The following is a 17,602-nucleotide window of genomic DNA, read 5'->3' as shown; positions in this document are numbered from 1 at the left end:
GCCGTATCCGGCCATTGATCGCATAGGACAGGATTGCACCATGACCGAGATCACCCGCGTTCCCCTTCAGCCGCTGAGCAAGGGTTCGGTTTCGAAAATCTGGCTTGGCACGCTGGTGGCCGTGCTGGTGGGCGGGACCGTGGCCGTGGCTGCACGGCCGCCTCTGGTGGGCGTCAAGACGCTGAAGGCAGGCGAAGGCCCGAACCCCACCGTGGCCGATCTGGTGATGGTCAATTATGTCGGCAAGCTGGATAACGGCACCGTGTTCGACCAGAACAAGAATGTCGTGATGCAGATGCAGGGCACGATCCCCGGCTTCGCCAAGGCGCTCGCCCAGACGCAGCGCGGCGGCAAGTATCTGGTCAAGATCCCCGCCAAGCTGGCCTATGGCGACCATGCCGCTGGCGCGATCCCGGCCAATTCTAACCTGACCTTCGAGCTGGAAGTGATCGATTTCCGCAATCAGGCCGAGGTGGAAATGCAGCGCCGGATGATGGAGCGCATGATGCGCGCGCAGGGCGGCGCCGGTGCGGCTCCGAGCGGCGAAGCACCTGCGGCTCCGGGCGCGGAATAATCCCGCTTGCTTGAAGCGCCGCCTTTGCGGTGCTAGCGAATATACGGCGCGAGGGGCGAGTATGCCCCTCGCTTTGTTTGTGGGCCGGGATTTCCGGCTTGGTTTTAATGGCAAAGGTTGTTGCATGTCGGTCGATACCGCCACAGTGGCCCGGATCGCCAGTCTTGCCCGCATCAAGGTAAGCGAAGGCGAGTTGGAAGCGATGGTTCCTGAACTCAATGGCATCCTCAATTGGGTGGAACAATTGGGCGAGGTGAATGTCGAAGGGGTCGAGCCGATGACGGCCGTGATCCCCAATACGCTGCGCCTGCGCGCGGATGTGGTGAATGCCGATCCGCTGACGGGCGGCGGGATTCGCGATGCGGTGCTGGCCAATGCGCCGGCGGCCGAGCATGGATTTTTCGGCGTGCCCAAGGTGATTGAATAATGACTGGTTTGACCGATCTGGGCCTGATCGCGATCCGCGATGGCGTGGCCAAGGGCGAATTTACCGCTGTGGAAGTGGCGCAGGCATTCAATGCCGCTGTGGCCGAGGCGCAGGAAGCGCTGAATGCCTTTATCGTGACCACGCCTGAAGCGGCGCTGGCGGCGGCCGAAAAGGTCGATGCGACCCGCGCGGCGGGCAAGGAACTGGGCAAGCTGGCGGGCGTGCCCATCGGCATGAAGGACCTGTTCGCCACCAAGGGTGTGCAGACCTCGGCCGCATCGAAGATTTTGGAAGGCTTCAAGCCGCAGTACGAATCGACCGTCTCGCAAAAACTGTGGGACGCGGGCGCGGGCATGTTGGGCAAGCTCAACCTTGACCAGTTCGCGATGGGTTCGAGCAATGAGAGCAGCGCCTTTGGCCCCGCGATCAGCCCCTGGCGCCGCAAGGGCGACACGGCGGCGTTGACGCCAGGCGGCTCTTCGGGCGGTTCTTCGGCGGCGGTGGCGGCCCGGCTGTGCCCGGCGGCGACCGGCACCGACACCGGCGGCTCGATCCGCCAGCCTGCGGCCTTCACCGGTATTTCGGGCATCAAGCCGACCTATGGCCGCTGCTCGCGCTGGGGCATCGTGGCTTTTGCGTCCTCGCTGGATCAGGCCGGGCCGATGGCGCATGACGTGGCCGATTGCGCGCTGATGCTCGAAGCCATGGCCGGATTCGATCCCAAGGATGCGACCTCGCTGGACATGCCGGTGCCCGATTGGTCGGCGCTGCTGAACGCGGATCTGAAGGGCAAGAAGGTCGGTATTCCGCGCGAATATCGCATTGAAGGCCTGAACGCCGATGTTGCCAAGGCCTGGGATGATGGCATCGCCTGGCTCAAGGATGCCGGAGCCGAGGTGGTGGATATCAGCCTGCCGCATTCCAAATATGCGCTGGCGACCTATTACATCATTGCGCCTGCCGAGGCTTCCTCGAACCTCGCGCGTTATGATGGCGTGCGTTACGGTCTGCGCGATCTGCCCGATGGGGCGAACCTTCAGGACATGTATGCCGCCACCCGCGCCGCCGGTTTCGGAGCAGAGGTCAAGCGCCGCATCCTGATCGGCACCTATGTGCTCTCGGCCGGTTTTTATGACGCCTATTACACGCAGGCGCAGAAGGTCCGCACGCTGATCTCGCGCGATTTTGAAGAAGCCTTCAAGCAGTGCGACGTGATCCTTGCACCGACCGCGCCGACGCCTGCCTTTGCGCTGGGCGAGAAGAGCAATCCGCTTGATCTCTATTTGGGCGACGTGTTCTCGGTGCCGGCTTCGCTGGCGGGCCTGCCCGCGATGAGCGTGCCTGCGGGGCTGTCCTCGGACGGTCTGCCGCTGGGGCTTCAGATCATTGGGCGGCCTTTCGATGAACAGGGCGTGCTGAACGCGGGCCTTGCAATCGAACAGAGGGCGCAGTTCTCGGCCAAGCCGGAGAAGTGGTGGTAAGCCTGCTCGATCTGCTGGAACTGGCCGGGGATGTATTGGAATTCACTCCTCTGCGCCGGTTCCGGCGGAACGATGATGATGCCGCGCCGCGCCGGAAACGGACGGAGCGGTTAAAAGATGAAGGAGTGAAGGGGCAGCATCGGCTGTTCTCTCGCTCCAAGAGTGGACCGACAGACAATGGCTGAATCAACCTATCGTATTCAGGGCGCAACGGGCGAATGGGAGGTCGTGATCGGCCTTGAAGTCCATGCGCAGGTCACCAGCAACGCCAAGCTGTTTTCGGGCAGCGCCACGGCCTTTGGCGCCGAGCCGAACAGCCAGGTGTCTTTGGTGGACGCGGCGATGCCCGGCATGTTGCCCGTGCCGAACATGGAATGCATCCGTCAGGCGGTGCGCACCGGCATGGCGATTGAGGCGGCGATCAACAAGTGGTCGCGCTTTGACCGCAAGAACTACTTCTATGCCGACCTTCCGCAGGGCTATCAGATCAGCCAGCTCTATCACCCGCTGGTGGGCGAGGGATCGCTGACCATTGAGGCGGACGAGAAGGCGGGCATTCCCGAGCCCAAGGTCATCGGTATCGAGCGTATCCATGTCGAGCAGGACGCAGGCAAGCTGATGCACGATCAGCACCCGACCATGTCCTATGTCGACCTGAACCGCTCGGGCGTGGCACTGATGGAAATCGTCAGCCGCCCCGATATGCGTTCGCCCGCAGAAGCAGGGGCTTACCTGTCAAAGCTGCGCCAGATTGTCCGCTATGTCGGTTCGTGCGACGGCAATATGGATCAGGGCTCGATGCGCGCGGACGTCAATGTCTCGGTGCGCCGTCCGGGGGATGAATTCGGCACGCGCACGGAAACGAAGAACGTCAATTCGGTGCGCTTCGTGATGGCCGTGGTGGAATCCGAGGCCAAGCGTCAGGTCGCACTGATCGAGGACGGGGGCAAGGTGGTGCAGGAAACGCGCCTCTACGATCCGGACAAGAACGAGACGCGCAGCATGCGCTCGAAGGAAGATGCGCATGACTATCGCTACTTCCCCGATCCCGACCTGTTGCCGCTGGTTCTCGACGATGCCTTCCTAGAGGAATGCCGCGCGTCCTTGCCCGAACTGCCCGATGCGAAGCGCGCGCGTTATGTCGATGGTCTGGGCCTGTCGGCCTATAATGCGGGCGTGCTGACCAATGACGTCGATACGGCGCGCTGGTTTGAAGCGCTGCTGGCGGCCACGGCTTCGGCGCAGAATAAGCCCGAGGCCGATGTGGCCAAGCAGGCCGCCAACTGGCTGCTGTCGGAATTCTTTGGCGCGCTGAACAAGTTGGGTAAGGACCTTTCGTCCAGCCCGATCAGCCCTGAAGGCGCGGCGGAACTGCTCGCGCTGGTGGGCAATGGCACGATCTCCGGCTCCATCGCCAAGCAGGTGCTGGAAAAGATGCTGGAAACGGGCGACGCGGCGGGCGTGATCGTCGAGCGCGAAGGGCTCAAGCAGAACTCGGACACGGGCGCGATCGAGGCGGTGATTGCCGAAATCCTGACCAAAAACGCCGATAAGGTCGAGCAGTATCGCGGCGGCAAGGAGGCCCTCTTCGGCTTCTTCGTCGGCCAGACCATGAAGGCGATGCAGGGCAAGGCCAATCCGCAGATCATCAATGAACTGTTGAAGAAGGCTTTGGCTGGGTAAAGCAAGGGGGGTGCCTCCGGCGGGTTAAGGGCCTCGGCCCTTAACAATCCCCATACTGTATGCGTTGTGCTATTGGTTCGACTGAGGTTGAAGGGTGCTGCGTTTGAATTGAAAAAGCCTGCGGCGCCGATTGAATCGCGCCGCAGGCTTTCATTTTAATCGGCTTGCGGATCAGCGCCCCGGCCGAACCGAGGCGCTACCCCATAATGGGATTGCAAAGGGACCAAGTCCCTTTGCCCGCCGGAGGCAAACTTACTTGCCCCCCGACACCTCCACCGGCAACCCCACATCCTTCAACTGCGCCTCAACCTTGGCCTTGTCGCCCACGACCACGAAGGTCAGGCCATCGGGTTGCAGATATTCCGCCGCCTTGGCCTCCAGCGTCTTGGCATCGATGCTGCGATAGAGCGTGGGCAGCTTGCTGTAATAGTCATCCGGGCGGCCGAGGCGCTCATTGGCGGCAATCGCGCCCAGCACCTGTCCGTTGGTTTCAAACTTGTTGGGCAGGCCGCGGATATTGCCGTCGGTCACGCGCTGCAATTCCTCGGCGGTGACGGGTTTGGCGCCCGGAAACGCCTTCATGTCGGCAATCATCGCCTTGATGGAATCGCCGGTGCGGTCGGTCTGGACCGGGGCAAAGAGGATCATGCTGCGCGCGCCCAGAGGCTGGCGAACGGCGGTGGAGACGCCGTAGGACCATGCCTTTTCCTCGCGGATATCGAGGTTGAGGCGCGAGAGGAACCCGCCGCCCAGCACTTCATTGGCTAGGTCGAGCGCTTCCTGCCCCGGCGCCCGCCCGTCGATGGGTAGAACCTTGCCCGCCACGATCATGGATTGGGGCGAACCGGGCCGGTCGATCAGCACGATGCGCGGGTGCGCCGTGGGCAGCGCGGCATTCAGCGCCTTGACCGGCTTGGCGGCGGCTGGCGCCTTCCACACGCCCAGCGCCGTCTCCAGCTTGGGCAGCAATTCCTCCATCGTGATATCGCCGACAACCGTCACGCGGGCTAGATCGGGCCGCAGCCACTGGTCATGCGCGGCGTGCAGATCCTGTGAGGTCAGCGCCTTGAGCGAGGCGGCATTTCCCAGCCCGTCGGAGGCATGGCCATAGGGATGGTTCGGCCCGAACAGCAGTGGATTGATCGCGCGCAGCGCCACGCCGCGCGGATTGGCCATCGTCTGAGCCAGCGCGGCCAGGCGCTGATCCTTGACCCGCGCCACCTCGGCCGGGGCAAAGGCGGGATGCAGCAGCACGTCCGTCATCAGCGAAAGCGAGGGGGCCAGATTGGCAGAAAGCGCCGAGAGCGTGATCGAACTCGTATCCAGACTGCTGCCCGTTTCAATACTCGCGCCCAGCCGCTCCTCTTCCTCCAGCACCTGCACCGCGCTGCGGGTGGTGCCGCCGGTGGCGTCCTTGACCGTGCCTTCCTTCAGCATCGAAAGCATCAGCCCCTGCGTGCCGGGCGTGTTGAGCGAGTCCGCCGCGATCCCTGCATCAAAACCGATGCTGACCAGCACCTTGGGCACCGCCGTGCGCCGCGCCAGCGTGACGGGCATCCCATTGGACAGCGTCGCATGCTGAACCGAGGGGAAGGCCAGTTCGCCCACCGGGGCCACTTCGGGCACCTTGCGCGGGGGCGATTGCGGCACGGGCGGCACGGGGGCCTTGGCATCGGGCTTGGGCGCGGGGCGCGTTGCTTCATCGCCCCATCCGCCCAGCAATTCGCCCTTCTGCTTGCGTTCGCCGGGCGTCACGGCAATCGCCAGCACGGGCCGCTTCATCCAGCGCCCGGTCGCCGCCTTGATCTGGGCAGGCGTCAGCGCGGCCAGTTCGGCCAGATCCTTCTTATACTGTGCCGGATCGCCCGAATACATCAGCCCCTCGGCCAGCGTGGTGCCCTTGCCGCCAAAGCCGCCGACAACCTCCAAAGCGCCGATCTCCGCCGAGACCGAACGGGTGGCGGCCCGCTTGACCTCATCGGCATTGGGCCCTGTGGCCAGAAAGTGCGCTATTTCCGCATCCAGCGCCGCCTCGGCCTTGGCGCGCGGCACGCCCGGTTTCACATCCATCGAGATTTCGAGGAAGCTGACCTGTTCATGCGTCTCGAAATCGGCGCTGACCGAGACAGCTACCTGCTTGCCCCGGACCAGCGCATTGTCGAGCCGCGATGAGGCCAGCCCGCCCAGCACGCTCATGCCCATATCCAGCGCGGCGGCATCCTTGTCATTCAGCCCCGGCCCGGACCAGATCCGCATGATCCGCGTGGTGGCCACCTTGTCCTGCATCTCGACCCGCTTGGGGGCCTTGAGCGTTACAGGGCCCGCCGCAACGGGTTTCACCGCCGGACCGGAAGGAATGTCGCCAAAGTATTTTTCCACCAGCGGCCGGGCGCTTGCCGCGTCAATATCGCCCGTCAGCACCAGCACCGCATTGTTGGGCGCATAGTGATCGGTGAACCAGTGGCGCACATCCGACAGGCTGGCCGCATCAAGGTCGGCCATCGAGCCGATGGTCTGATGCCGATAGGGGTGGCCGATGGGGAACAGGCCGTCGGTTTCGGCATAGCGCAAGAGGCCATAGGGCTGATTGTCACCCTGCCGCTTTTCGTTCTGCACCACGCCGCGCTGCTTATCCAGCTTGTCCTGCGTCACCGCGCCCAGCAGGTGCCCCATGCGGTCGCTTTCCAGAAACAGCGCCAGCGGCAGCGCGCCGGTCGGCACGGTTTCGACATAGTTGGTGCGGTCATACCATGTGCTGCCATTGGTGCTGGTCGATCCGGCGGCTTCGAGCGGCACGTCGAAATTGGTCACATTCTCGCTGCCGCCAAAGAACAGATGCTCGTAAAGATGGGCAAAGCCGGTCTTGCCGCGCGGCTCATGCTTGGACCCGACGCGGAAATAGGTGGTCACCCCGATGATCGGCGCCTTGCGGTCGGTATGGACCAGAACCGTCAGTCCATTGGCCAGCTTGAAGCTCTCGTAGGGAATATCGACCTTCTTGACCAGTTCGGCCAGAGGCGTGGTCGATGGAGCTTGGGCAGAGGCGGGCTGGGTGGAAAGGGCGAGGGCAAGTGCCAGCAGCGGCGCGGAAATTTGGTGTCGCATGGTGTTTCCCGTCAATGGAATGCACCATGGGTAGTTTCATCCCCGGCCTGTCGCAAGGATGAACCGCGCGGCAGGCCGGAGAGGGAGGTCAGAAGCCGTAGATCATCCCTGCGACCACCTGATGGCGATCAAAGCTGACGCCGGTCTTGGCGCCGTTGATGCTCAATTCGCCATAATTGGTATATCGATATTCAAGGCGCATACGCACCTTGTTGAACATATATTCGGTGCCCACCCCGACGCGGATGCCGTCCATGGTCTGGCTGCCGTGATAGATATTGGCGCCGGTGGCATCGGCAATATCCAGCGTGCCCAGCGCATTGGAATAGCCCGCCTTGGCATAGGTCAGCAGATGCGGGGCGACCATATAGCCGAATTTGGCGCCGACAAAAATGTCGCGACCAACGCCCACCTTGAGCGAGCCGATCCCGTTTGCCGATTCGCGCAACGCCGCCGTGCTGCCCATCACTTCGACTTCAAAGCCAAGGCGGCTGCGCTCGCCCGTGCGCGTGTCAACGCCCACAACGCCGCCATAGGTCACGCCGCTGCGACCGATGGTCGTGGTTGAATCGCTGCCGATCACACTGTCATAGCCCACGATCGGGCCGGCATAGACCTCCATTTCGGGATTTTGATAATCGATGCGCGGCGATGCGGCCATGGCGGGCGATGCGGCCAGAGCGGTCATGGCCACGGTTGCCGCCAGGACATGGCGGGCGGCAAAAAGACTGGTCATTCAGGAAATCTCCGAGGAGTTGAAACGGGACGAACCTGTCTTTTTTGGCTGGACTAGGGTTAATTACTGGTTCTCGTCTTTGATTTTATTTTACAATTTTTACCCCCATTCCTGTGCATGGCCCATGCTTGCCTGTTGGGAAATCTTGCCTATGCTGACATGCGTGTCAGTTTCCCATAAAGAGAGATGCATGCCTGCTCTTGCCAAGTTTTCCGCCTGCCTGATCCCCGCGCTGCTGTTGGTCAGCCCGGCCCATGCCATTGAATCGGTCGAGGCGACCGAGGCCATGTATGAAGAAGCGGGCGCGCCGCCCGCCGCCAAGCCTGCAGCCAAGGTTGAAGCTCCGACGCGCGCCGAAGCGGACATGCCGCTCGACCCACGCTTTTCGGCCGAGCGCATCCGGTCCGACATCGCCTTCTTTGCCGACGATCTGCTCGAAGGGCGCGATGTTGGCAGCCGGGGCCATGAGATCGCCGCACGCTATGTGGCGCAGCGTTTCGCCTCGCTGGGCCTGACGCCGATGGGCGACATCGGCCCGGACGGCAAGCGCGGCTGGCTGCAACGCATCACCTTTCAAAAAACCTCCTATGCCGATGGCCCGGCCGGGATGGAGATCACCGGCCCGGCGGGCAAGACCACATTCGAGCATGGCAAGCAGGTGATGGTTTCGGCCAGCGCCAATGAGCCCAAGCTGGATATCGCCGCGCCGCTCGTCTTTGTCGGCTATGGCATCGACAATGATCTGTTGGGCATCAACGATTACAAGGGGCTGGATGTAAAGGGCAAGATCGTGGTCGTGTTGCGCGGCTATTCGGCGGGCATGGCCAGCGAGGAGGGCGCGCATCTGTCGGCCACCAAGGCGCAGATGGCGCAGGCCCATGGCGCGATCGGTGTGATCACCTTGAACACCAACGCATCGGCGCGGGTGCGGCCTTGGGAAAAGGCGCTGCAATATGCCTTCTATCCCAGCTATGCTTGGGTGGGCGAGGACGGCAAGGCGAATGAGGCCGCGCCGGGCATCCGTGTGGCCGGGGCGATCAGTGATGAGGCTGCCGCAGCATTCCTGGCGGGCGCGCCGCGCACGCTGGCGCAGATCCGCGCCGAGGCCGACAAGGTGGGCGGACGGCCCAAGGGCTTTGCGCTCAAGACCAGCTTGCGCGCCTTTTCGACCAGCAAATCCGAGCGCGTGACCAGCCCGAACATCGTGGCCATGCTGCCGGGCGGCGATCTGAAGGATCAAACGGTGGTGCTGTCGGGCCATCTGGACCATCTGGGCGTGGCCGCGCCCAAGCCGGGCGATGCGCCGGGCAAGGACCGCATTTACAACGGCGCGATGGACAATGCGGCGGGCAGCGCCACCACGCTGGAGGTCGCCCGTGTGCTGTCCGAGGACAAGAAAGGCCCGCGCCGCTCGGTGGTCTTCCTGATTTCGACGGCGGAGGAAAAGGGCCTGCTGGGCGCCGATTATTACGCCAACCATCCCACCGTCCCGGCGGCAAGCATTGTCGGCAATGTCGATCTGGATATGCCGGTACTGCTCTATCCGTTTACCGATGTGGTGGCCTATGGCGCGGATCATTCGACGCTGGGGCCGATTGTGGCTGCCGCGGTCAAGCCGATGCAGGTCAGCCTCTCGCCCGATCCGATTCCGGCCGAAACGATCTTTGTGCGTTCGGACCACTATCGCTTTGTGCGCAAGGGCGTGCCTGCGGTGTTCCTTGCCACCGGCTATGCCAATGGCGGGGCGGCGGCCAATGAGGCGTTTCTGGCCAAGACCTATCACCAGCCCAATGACGACATGAATCAGGCATGGGACTGGCGCGCGGGCGCCCGCTTTGCCGAGGCCAATTATCGCATCACCCGCGCCATGGCTGATGGCGATACGCCGCCACAGTGGTTCAAGGGCGATTTCTTTGGCGATACTTATGCGGCAGGGGCGGCCAAGGCAGCGAAATAAACCGGATTGCTCCGCATCAAAGAACGGGGAAACATGGGGCGGTAAATTCTTGTTGCAAGGGCTTGTGTGGCGATTTTGTCACACTACCTTGTGAGGCAACGGAGGAACCGACCCCATGAACCTCGAAAAGTTTACTGACCGCGCCAAGGGTTTCCTGCAAGCCTCGCAGACTTTGGCGATCCGCCTGAACCACCAGCGCATCACGGCGGAGCATATTCTGAAAGCCCTGCTGGAGGACAGCGAGGGCATGGCCAGCGGGCTGTTGCAGCGTGCGGGCGGTAACCCCGCCATCGCCAGCGCCGAGCTGGACAAGGCTCTGTCCAAGATCCCGGCGGTGTCGGGATCGGGCGCGCAGGCGCAGCCGGGCCTCGATAATGATGCCGTGCGCGTGCTGGACAGCGCCGAGCAGATTGCCACCAAATCGGGCGACAGTTTCGTCACCGTAGAACGCATCCTTGTCGCGCTGGCTTTGGCCACGACGACGGCCGCCGGTCAGGCGCTGAAAGCCGCCAATGTCACGCCTCAGGCGCTGGAGGCCGCGATCACGGCCCTGCGCGGCGGGCGCACGGCGGACAGCGCGGGGGCAGAAAACGCCTATGACGCGATGAAGAAATATGCCCGCGACCTGACTCAGGCGGCCAAGGACGGCAAGCTCGACCCGGTCATCGGGCGTGACGAGGAAATCCGCCGCACGGTGCAGATCCTGGCCCGCCGCACCAAGAACAACCCCGCGCTGATCGGCGAACCGGGCGTGGGCAAGACCGCGATTGCTGAAGGTCTCGCGCTGCGCATTGCCAATGGCGATGTGCCCGACAGCCTCAAGCATCGCCGGTTGATGGCGCTCGACATGGGCAGCCTGATCGCGGGCGCCAAATATCGCGGCGAGTTCGAGGAGCGCCTGAAGGCGGTTCTGGACGAGGTGAAGGGCGCGGAAGGCGAGATCATCCTCTTCATTGACGAGATGCACACGCTGATCGGCGCGGGCAAAAGCGAAGGCGCGATGGATGCGGGCAATCTGCTCAAGCCCGCTCTGGCGCGCGGCGAATTGCATTGCATCGGCGCGACCACGCTGGATGAATACCAGAAGTATGTCGAGAAGGACCCTGCGTTGCAGCGCCGGTTCCAGCCCGTTTTCGTGGGCGAGCCGACGGTGGAGGACACGATCTCGATCCTGCGCGGGTTGAAGGAGAAGTATGAGCTGCACCATGGCGTGCGGATCGCGGATAATGCGATTGTCGCGGCGGCCACCCTGTCGAACCGCTACATTGCCGACCGCTTCCTGCCCGATAAGGCGATCGACCTGATGGATGAGGCCGCAAGCCGCATCCGCATGGAGGTGGAGAGCAAGCCGGAAGAGATCGAAAACCTCGACCGGCGGATCATCCAGCTCAAGATCGAGGAAATGGCGCTGGCCAAGGAGAGCGATCAGGCGTCGAAGGACCGGCTGGCCGCGCTGCGCGAGGAACTCGCCAATGCCGAGCAGAAGTCGGCCGAGCTGACCACCCGTTGGCAGAACGAGCGCGACAAGATCGCCGCCGAGGGCAAGATCAAGGAGCAGCTGGACGCCGCGCGCATCGAGCTGGAACAGGCGCAGCGCAAGGGCGATCTGGCCCGCGCGGGCGAGCTGTCCTATGGCCGCATCCCCGATCTGGAACGTCAGCTTTCCGAGGCGCAGTCTCAGGCGCAAAACGCCATGCTGCGCGAGGAAGTGACCGCCGATGACATCGCGGGCGTGGTCAGCCGCTGGACCGGCGTGCCGGTGGATCGCATGCTGGAAGGCGAGCGGGAAAAACTGCTGCGCATGGAAGAAGTGATCGGCCAGCGCGTGATCGGGCAAAAGGATGCGGTCGTGGCCGTGTCCAAAGCGGTACGCCGCGCCCGCGCCGGTCTGCAGGACCCTAACCGCCCGCTGGGCAGCTTCCTCTTCCTGGGCCCGACGGGCGTGGGCAAGACCGAGCTGACCAAGGCGTTGGCCGGGTTCCTGTTTGACGATGACAGCGCGATGGTGCGCATCGACATGAGCGAGTTCATGGAGAAGCACGCTGTCTCGCGTCTGATCGGCGCTCCTCCGGGCTATGTCGGCTATGATGAGGGCGGCGTGTTGACCGAGGCGGTGCGGCGGCGGCCCTATCAGGTCGTGCTGTTCGACGAGGTGGAGAAGGCCCACAGCGATGTGTTCAACGTGCTGCTGCAGGTCCTCGACGATGGCCGTCTGACCGATGGGCAGGGCCGTGTGGTGGATTTCACCAACACGCTGATCATCCTGACGTCCAACTTGGGCAGCCAGTATCTGGCCAATCTGCCCGAGGGCGGCGATGTGGAAAGCGTCGAGCCGCAGGTGATGGAAGTGGTGCGCAGCCATTTCCGGCCTGAGTTCCTCAACCGTCTGGATGAGATCATCCTTTTCCACCGGCTGGGTCAGGAGCATATGGCGCCCATCGTCGATATCCAGGTCGCGCGGGTGCAGAAGCTGCTGAAGGATCGCAAGATCACTTTGGCCATGACCGATGCGGCCAAGCGCTGGCTGGGCCGGGTCGGCTATGATCCGGTCTATGGCGCGCGTCCGCTGAAGCGCGCGGTGCAGCGCTACCTGCAGGACCCGCTGGCCGAAAAGCTGTTGGGAGGCGAGGTGCCCGATGGCAGCACGGTCAATATCGAGGAAGGCGATGGCGCGCTGAATATCAGCGTGGCGTGATGAAAGGGGCCGGGATAAGATCCCGGCCCCTTTTCGCATCAGCTGGGCGGAATAAAGGCCTGCTGGATCGCCTGAAATTCCTCGCGGGCTTCGGCGCGAGCGCTGTGGGCGGCCAATGCGGGATAATCGCTGAGCGTTACCAGCCAGCCATAGGCTTCGGACACAAAGCGCGCGACCACGGCACCGGCGATGTCATCATGGCCCGGCGCATCGCCATGCCACCAATCGCCATCGCGGGCGGCGCATTGTGCGTTCAATGCGGCCATGCCATCGCGGATCTGGGCTTCGCTGCGCTGGGTGAAAAACGGATCGACCTCGCCGCCGAACCGGCGCGTGTAGAAATAGGCCACCGCCTTGTCGGCCACCGCCGTGGCTGTGGCGATGCGCTTTAACGCGGCGCGGCGGGCCGGGCCATGGGCGGCGATCAGGGCTTTATCGCGGCCATGGACCTCATCGAGATGGTCGAGGATCGCCCCGCTCTCGATCAGCACTTCACCATCGTCGAGCACTAAAGTCGGCACCCGCTTCAATGGATTGAGGTGGGCGAATTTGTCGCCATCGCCCATCACCGAGAACGGGCTGTGTTCGAATGCCATGCCATAAATCCTCAGGGCAATCCCGACGCGGCGGACAAAGGGGCTGTCGAACTGGCCAATCAAAAGCATGGGTATTTCCTTTCGGCCGCAGACTGCACGGGTGCGCAACTCTTGGCAAGAGAAGCGAAAAGCGGTTTCGGCGCCGCGTTCCATCGGCTAGGCAACCAGCAGGACACAGGAGTTTGAGCCTATGAGCGCATGGCATATCGGGGTGATTGGCGGATCGGGTCTGGCCGAAGGGATCGGGCTTGAAGGCGCGCAGGAGATCGCCGTCGAAAGTCCGTTTGGCGCGCCCAGCGGCAGCGTCACCACCGGCACGCTGGACGGCGTGCGCTTCACCTTTTTGCCTCGCCACGGGCCCGGCCATGCCATCCCGCCCGGCGAGATCAACTACCGCGCCAATATCGACGTGTTGAAGCGCTGCGGCGTGACGGATCTGGTCTCGCTCTCGGCGGTGGGATCGCTGCGTGAGGAATATGCGCCGGGCCATTTCGTCTGCGTCGACCAGATGATCGACCGCACGCAGGGCCGCTCGCGCAGCTTTTTCGGCAGCGGTATGGTGGCGCATCTAGCGCTGGCCGATCCGGTCTGTCCGCGCCTGTCGGAATTGCTGGCGCTTTCGGCGCATCACGCGGGCGGCACCGTGCATCCCAAGGGCACCTATATCGCCATTGAGGGACCGCAGTTTTCGACGCGAGCTGAAAGCCGGATGTATCGCGGCTGGGGTGCCGACGTAATCGGCATGACCGGCTTTCCCGAGGTGCGTTTGGCGCGTGAGGCCGAGCTGCCCTATGCGATGCTGGCGATGGTCACTGACTATGATGCCTGGCGCGACGAGGAAGCGGGCGTCGAGGCCCATGAAGTCTTCGCCACGATGAAGGCCAATGCAGCGCTGGCCCGCGCGGCGGTGCGTGAATTGGCGCGCCTCTTGCCCCCCGTGCGTGAGGGCAGCCCGATTGACCGGGCGCTCGACGGCGCCTTTGCCACGGCCCCGGCGCAGCGCGATCCGGCGCTGTTGGCGCGGCTGGATGCGGTTGCGGGTCGCGTTCTGCGGTAAACGGAAAACGCCCCCGCCGTTTCCGGCAGGGGCGTTTCCTGGCATCAGAACTGATCAGGCCTGACGGTTGCGCCAGCTGTCGGCATAGGCGTCACGCGCCACTTCCGAATAGGGCACCGAGGCGATCACGGCCTTGATCTCGGTCTGCACGTGGCGCTCGACGGTGGGCTTGCGCGTGCCGCCATCGGGTTCACCCCATAGCAGCGTGACCTGCGTGCCGGGTGTGGCGACGCTTTCGTCCACCATGGCCAGCGTCAGGAACTTGCCCTCATTGGCGGTATAGCCGATCCAGGTGGAAAGGCCGACCATCTTGCCATCCTGCAGCACCTGATCGAACGGGTGCATCGCATAAACGGCGCTGGGATATTCCATGAACTTGGCGCGGTCGCCCTTGGAGAGCGCCGAAGACTGGACGCGCATCACGTCTTCATTGTCCAGCGCCAGCGTCACCTTGCGGCGGTGGGGGCCAGCGGCCTTGGCTTCCAGCGCCTCACGGCCGATGAAGTCATGGTCGAATTTCACAAACGGACCATAGCCCAGATCCCACGGGGTCAGGTAATAGCCCTCGATGCTCTCGGGGATGTACGATCCGCCGATCGAGCACTTGGCTTCATAGGAATTGGCCGATGCCCATTCGCGGAAACCCTTCGAGCCTTCGCCGGTATAGGTGGCGGGCAGCGGCGAGGGGATCCAGCCCGATTCCAGCGTGTTCGACGAATAGGTACGGCCGCCGCACAGCGTCAGGCCATAATCCTTGCCCGCTTCGACCAGCGCGCCATGGACAGCGGCGTAATCTTCCCAGGGGCCGAAGAGTTCATAGCCCGGCTGGCCCGCCATGCCGTGACGCAGCGCGCGCACCTTGGCGCCGCCGAATTCCAGCGTGGTCATGTGGAAGAACTTGAGGTCGGGCGCGTCATAGCCCAGCGCCTTGGACAGCACGGCCATCGCATTGGGGCCCTGAAGCTGGAAGCGGTAGTTCTTGCGCTTGCCGTCGGTGCGCATGGCCCAGCGTTCGTCGCGCTCGACCTTGACGTCCCACTTGCCGGTGGCGGCATGATATTCGACCCATTCGATCGCGGGGGCGCGGCCCACCAGATTGAACAGGTTTTCGCCCAGATAGAACAGGATCACGTCACCGATCACATAGCCTTCGGCCGTGCAGGGCACGAACTGCTTGGCGCGGTCGGGCACAAAGCCCTTGAAGCTGTTGATGCCCAGATAGTTGAGCATGGCAAAGGCGTCGGGGCCCGACACTTCCAGATCGACCATGTGATACGACTGGTTGAACAGCACGGCGGTCTTGGCCCAGGCCTGCTGCTCGGTGCGCCAGTTCGAATATTCGGCCGGAACGCCGGGATAGACATTGGGGCCGACCTGCGCGTTGCGCAGCATTTCGACAATGTCGCCGCTGGCATCGAGGACATCTTGCAGGCTTTGGGTCATCTTACTCTCCTTATGTGGATCTTGGTGTTCAGGCGCGCTGGGTCAGCCAGCGGGCGATGATCTGGGTGAAGGCTTGCGGACGCTCGATGGGCAGGAAGTGGCCCGCATCGGGCACGATTTCCAGCGTCGCGCCGGGAATGGCTTCGGCAATGGCGCGGGCCTGCTCGGGCGGGCTCCACACATCCAGCGCCCCGGTGCAGGACAGCACCGGCATGGTCAGCGTGGGCAGCAAATCCTCCAGCGACGGGCGCGAGAGCAGGGCCTCGATCTGCGCCTCAAAGGCGGAGAGGCCCTGTTCAAGGCACATGGCGGTCAATGGACCCATCAGCGCGGGGCGATTGTCGGGCGCGATCATCGGCGGCAGCCAGTCGGCCACCAGCGCCTCCATCCCATATTCGCGGCCCTTGTCGCGCAGGGCATAGCGCTTGTCCGCCTCGCCCGCGCCCACAGGATGCGTGCCGGTGGAAACCAGCGCGAGCCGCTCGACACGCTCGGGCGCACGACGCGCGACTTCCAAGGCCACGCGCGCGCCCATCGAATGGCCCAGCAGGGCAAAGCGTTCGGGCGCCTGCGACAGCAGCCGTTCCGCCATCGCGCCCAGCGAATCCACCGTACCCCAACCGGGCAGGGCGGTGGCCTGCGGCAGGGCGGCGCACTGCGCGGCAAAGACCCGCGAATCACAGATCAGACCGGGAACCAGCAGCAATGGGAGGTTTTCAGGCATCGTTTCCCGCATTTTTCTCGTCCATGAAAAATTCATCTATACGAAATTATCGCCCTGCGCTAGAGGACACTTCAAGTCACACGCATTTCGTTTTAGTATGCGTCGCATACAAAATATCCGTCCCCGATGAGGCAGGCATCCAAGCCCCCATCGCCGGGCGCCAGAGAGAAAGGGCAGAGGACCATGGTGGCCATTTCACAGATCCACCCCAATTGGGAACGCGCGCCGGACGGTATTACCGACGGATTTTCCTTGGAAATCACGGCCAAGGATGTCGATTCGCTGCGCGCCGCCGCGCCCGCCATTCCGCCCGAAACGCCCATCGCCGTCACCTTCCTGCCAGGCGAGGAAGCGCCCGCGCGAATCGCCGCCGCCAAGGCCGTACGCGCGCTGGGTTTTGAGCCGATGCCGCATTTTTCCGCCCGCCGGATCACCAGCGAGGCTGAATTCCAGGATTACCTCGACACCGTTGTGCAGGAAGCGGGCGTGCGCCGCTGTTTTGTCATCGCGGGCGATCCCGAACATGCTGCGGGGCCCTATAATGATTCGAGCGAACTGATCGCCACCGGCCTGTTTGAAAAGGCCGGGATCAAGGCAATCGGCGTGGGCGGGCACCCGGAAGGGCACCCCAACATGAGCGAGGAGCAATGCTGGGAAGTGCTGGCCCGCAAATGCGTGGACATCGACGCGCGCGGCATGGCCCCGCTGGTGGTCACGCAATTCGGTTTTGACCCCGATGCGGCGCTCAATTGGCTGGTGGCCCTGCGCCAGCGCAGGATTGTTGCGCCCGTGCGCATCGGCGTGCCGGGGCCTGCGGGCATCAAGACCCTGATGCGCTTTGCCGCGCGCTGCGGCGTGGGCGCCTCGGCCAGCGTGCTGGCCAAATATGGCATTTCGATCACGCAATTGCTGGGCAGCGCCGGGCCGGACAAGCTGGTTGACGCGCTTGCCAAGGGCCTGAATGAAAGCCATGGACCGGTGCGGTTGCATTTCTATCCGTTTGGCGGGCTGGAAAAAACCGTGGCGTGGATCAACGGGTATCGCAAATCACGCGCCTGATACGGCGCGAACAGGAAATAAGCGCCGGCGCTCAAATGCGCCGTGCGGGAGAGAGAAAGGATCAA

The 17,602-nt window shown here is 63.5% G+C and carries 14 protein-coding genes; 9 read left to right on the top strand and 5 right to left on the bottom strand.

Translation table 11 applies throughout. The features are described from left to right. The first annotated feature begins 40 nt into the window (after positions 1–40). The 5 genes from BGP00_RS14795 to gatB all read left to right on the top strand — a co-directional run bounded on the left by BGP00_RS14795 (position 41) and on the right by gatB (position 4,165). Positions 41–574 carry an FKBP-type peptidyl-prolyl cis-trans isomerase gene (locus tag BGP00_RS14795; protein WP_292691080.1) on the top strand — a complete coding sequence of 178 codons (534 nt, stop codon included), beginning with the start codon at positions 41–43 and terminating at the stop codon, positions 572–574. A 124-nt stretch (positions 575–698) separates the two neighbouring features. Then, positions 699–1,001 carry an Asp-tRNA(Asn)/Glu-tRNA(Gln) amidotransferase subunit GatC gene (gene gatC / locus BGP00_RS14790; protein WP_168603735.1) on the top strand — a complete coding sequence of 101 codons (303 nt, stop codon included), beginning with the start codon at positions 699–701 and terminating at the stop codon, positions 999–1,001. Further along, on the top strand, positions 1,001–2,482 hold the full coding sequence (gatA, locus tag BGP00_RS14785) for an Asp-tRNA(Asn)/Glu-tRNA(Gln) amidotransferase subunit GatA (RefSeq protein ID WP_292691083.1): 1,482 nt from the start codon (positions 1,001–1,003) through the stop codon (positions 2,480–2,482). Before gatC ends, gatA begins: the two co-directional genes overlap by 1 nt. Then, positions 2,476–2,667, top strand: a complete 192-nt coding sequence (locus BGP00_RS14780; RefSeq protein ID WP_292691085.1) for a hypothetical protein — start codon at positions 2,476–2,478, stop codon at positions 2,665–2,667. Before gatA ends, BGP00_RS14780 begins: the two co-directional genes overlap by 7 nt. Then, positions 2,660–4,165 carry an Asp-tRNA(Asn)/Glu-tRNA(Gln) amidotransferase subunit GatB gene (gene gatB, locus BGP00_RS14775; protein ID WP_292691087.1) on the top strand — a complete coding sequence of 502 codons (1,506 nt, stop codon included), beginning with the start codon at positions 2,660–2,662 and terminating at the stop codon, positions 4,163–4,165. The genes BGP00_RS14780 and gatB overlap by 8 nt, the downstream gene beginning before the upstream one ends. Positions 4,166–4,417: 252 nt before the next feature. Here the strand turns inward: gatB and BGP00_RS14770 are convergent, their stop codons facing one another. Both BGP00_RS14770 and BGP00_RS14765 read right to left on the bottom strand, forming a co-directional pair. Beyond that, the gene (locus tag BGP00_RS14770) at positions 4,418–7,270 is read right to left on the bottom strand and encodes a pitrilysin family protein (protein WP_292691089.1); all 2,853 of its coding nucleotides are present in this window, start codon (positions 7,268–7,270) and stop codon (positions 4,418–4,420) included. An 88-nt stretch (positions 7,271–7,358) separates the two neighbouring features. Further along, on the bottom strand, positions 7,359–8,006 hold the full coding sequence (locus BGP00_RS14765; RefSeq protein ID WP_292691091.1) for an outer membrane beta-barrel protein: 648 nt from the start codon (positions 8,004–8,006) through the stop codon (positions 7,359–7,361). Between the two features lie 190 nt (positions 8,007–8,196). Here BGP00_RS14765 and BGP00_RS14760 point away from each other — a divergent pair, with 190 nt between their 5' ends. Then, entirely contained in the window at positions 8,197–9,963 is a 1,767-nt protein-coding gene (locus BGP00_RS14760; RefSeq protein ID WP_292691093.1) for a M28 family metallopeptidase, read from the top strand. 115 nt (positions 9,964–10,078) lie between these two features. Beyond that, positions 10,079–12,658 (top strand): ATP-dependent chaperone ClpB, encoded by a 2,580-nt coding sequence (gene clpB / locus BGP00_RS14755; protein WP_292691094.1) that lies wholly within the window; start codon positions 10,079–10,081, stop codon positions 12,656–12,658. 38 nt (positions 12,659–12,696) lie between these two features. Here clpB and BGP00_RS14750 read toward each other — a convergent pair whose 3' ends face one another. Next, positions 12,697–13,323, bottom strand: a complete 627-nt coding sequence (locus tag BGP00_RS14750) for a glutathione S-transferase family protein (protein WP_292691096.1) — start codon at positions 13,321–13,323, stop codon at positions 12,697–12,699. A gap of 121 nt (positions 13,324–13,444) precedes the next feature. Here BGP00_RS14750 and mtnP point away from each other — a divergent pair, with 121 nt between their 5' ends. After that, a complete protein-coding gene (mtnP, locus tag BGP00_RS14745) occupies positions 13,445–14,311 on the top strand; it encodes an S-methyl-5'-thioadenosine phosphorylase (protein WP_292691097.1) in 867 nt (288 codons plus the stop codon). A 54-nt stretch (positions 14,312–14,365) separates the two neighbouring features. Here the strand turns inward: mtnP and BGP00_RS14740 are convergent, their stop codons facing one another. Both BGP00_RS14740 and BGP00_RS14735 read right to left on the bottom strand, forming a co-directional pair. Continuing rightward, complete coding sequence (locus BGP00_RS14740) at positions 14,366–15,754, bottom strand: aminomethyl transferase family protein (protein ID WP_292691099.1); 1,389 nt, start codon at positions 15,752–15,754, stop codon at positions 14,366–14,368. A 28-nt stretch (positions 15,755–15,782) separates the two neighbouring features. After that, complete coding sequence (locus BGP00_RS14735; RefSeq protein ID WP_246870151.1) at positions 15,783–16,478, bottom strand: alpha/beta fold hydrolase; 696 nt, start codon at positions 16,476–16,478, stop codon at positions 15,783–15,785. 186 nt (positions 16,479–16,664) lie between these two features. Between BGP00_RS14735 and BGP00_RS14730 the strand changes: the two genes are divergently transcribed. Further along, positions 16,665–17,537, top strand: coding sequence for a methylenetetrahydrofolate reductase (locus BGP00_RS14730; protein WP_292691288.1), 873 nt, complete (start codon positions 16,665–16,667; stop codon positions 17,535–17,537). Positions 17,538–17,602: the final 65 nt, after the last annotated feature.

Source organism: Novosphingobium sp. 63-713 (genome assembly GCF_001898925.1).
GTDB lineage: Bacteria > Pseudomonadota > Alphaproteobacteria > Sphingomonadales > Sphingomonadaceae > Novosphingobium.
Note: the sequence above shows the minus strand (reverse complement) of the source record. Positions and strands in the feature narration are given on the sequence as shown.

What these genes read in the sequence shown, in the direction of transcription:
- BGP00_RS14795 (WP_292691080.1), top strand. Translation starts at nt 41, where the DNA reads ATGACCGAGATCACCCGCGTTCCCCTTCAGCCGCTGAGCAAGGGTTCG.
- gatC (WP_168603735.1), top strand. Translation starts at nt 699, where the DNA reads ATGTCGGTCGATACCGCCACAGTGGCCCGGATCGCCAGTCTTGCCCGC.
- gatA (WP_292691083.1), top strand. Translation starts at nt 1,001, where the DNA reads ATGACTGGTTTGACCGATCTGGGCCTGATCGCGATCCGCGATGGCGTG.
- gatB (WP_292691087.1), top strand. Translation starts at nt 2,660, where the DNA reads ATGGCTGAATCAACCTATCGTATTCAGGGCGCAACGGGCGAATGGGAG.
- BGP00_RS14770 (WP_292691089.1), bottom strand. Translation starts at nt 7,270, where the DNA reads ATGCGACACCAAATTTCCGCGCCGCTGCTGGCACTTGCCCTCGCCCTT.
- BGP00_RS14765 (WP_292691091.1), bottom strand. Translation starts at nt 8,006, where the DNA reads ATGACCAGTCTTTTTGCCGCCCGCCATGTCCTGGCGGCAACCGTGGCC.
- BGP00_RS14760 (WP_292691093.1), top strand. Translation starts at nt 8,197, where the DNA reads ATGCCTGCTCTTGCCAAGTTTTCCGCCTGCCTGATCCCCGCGCTGCTG.
- clpB (WP_292691094.1), top strand. Translation starts at nt 10,079, where the DNA reads ATGAACCTCGAAAAGTTTACTGACCGCGCCAAGGGTTTCCTGCAAGCC.
- BGP00_RS14750 (WP_292691096.1), bottom strand. Translation starts at nt 13,323, where the DNA reads ATGCTTTTGATTGGCCAGTTCGACAGCCCCTTTGTCCGCCGCGTCGGG.
- mtnP (WP_292691097.1), top strand. Translation starts at nt 13,445, where the DNA reads ATGAGCGCATGGCATATCGGGGTGATTGGCGGATCGGGTCTGGCCGAA.
- BGP00_RS14740 (WP_292691099.1), bottom strand. Translation starts at nt 15,754, where the DNA reads ATGACCCAAAGCCTGCAAGATGTCCTCGATGCCAGCGGCGACATTGTC.
- BGP00_RS14735 (WP_246870151.1), bottom strand. Translation starts at nt 16,478, where the DNA reads ATGCCTGAAAACCTCCCATTGCTGCTGGTTCCCGGTCTGATCTGTGAT.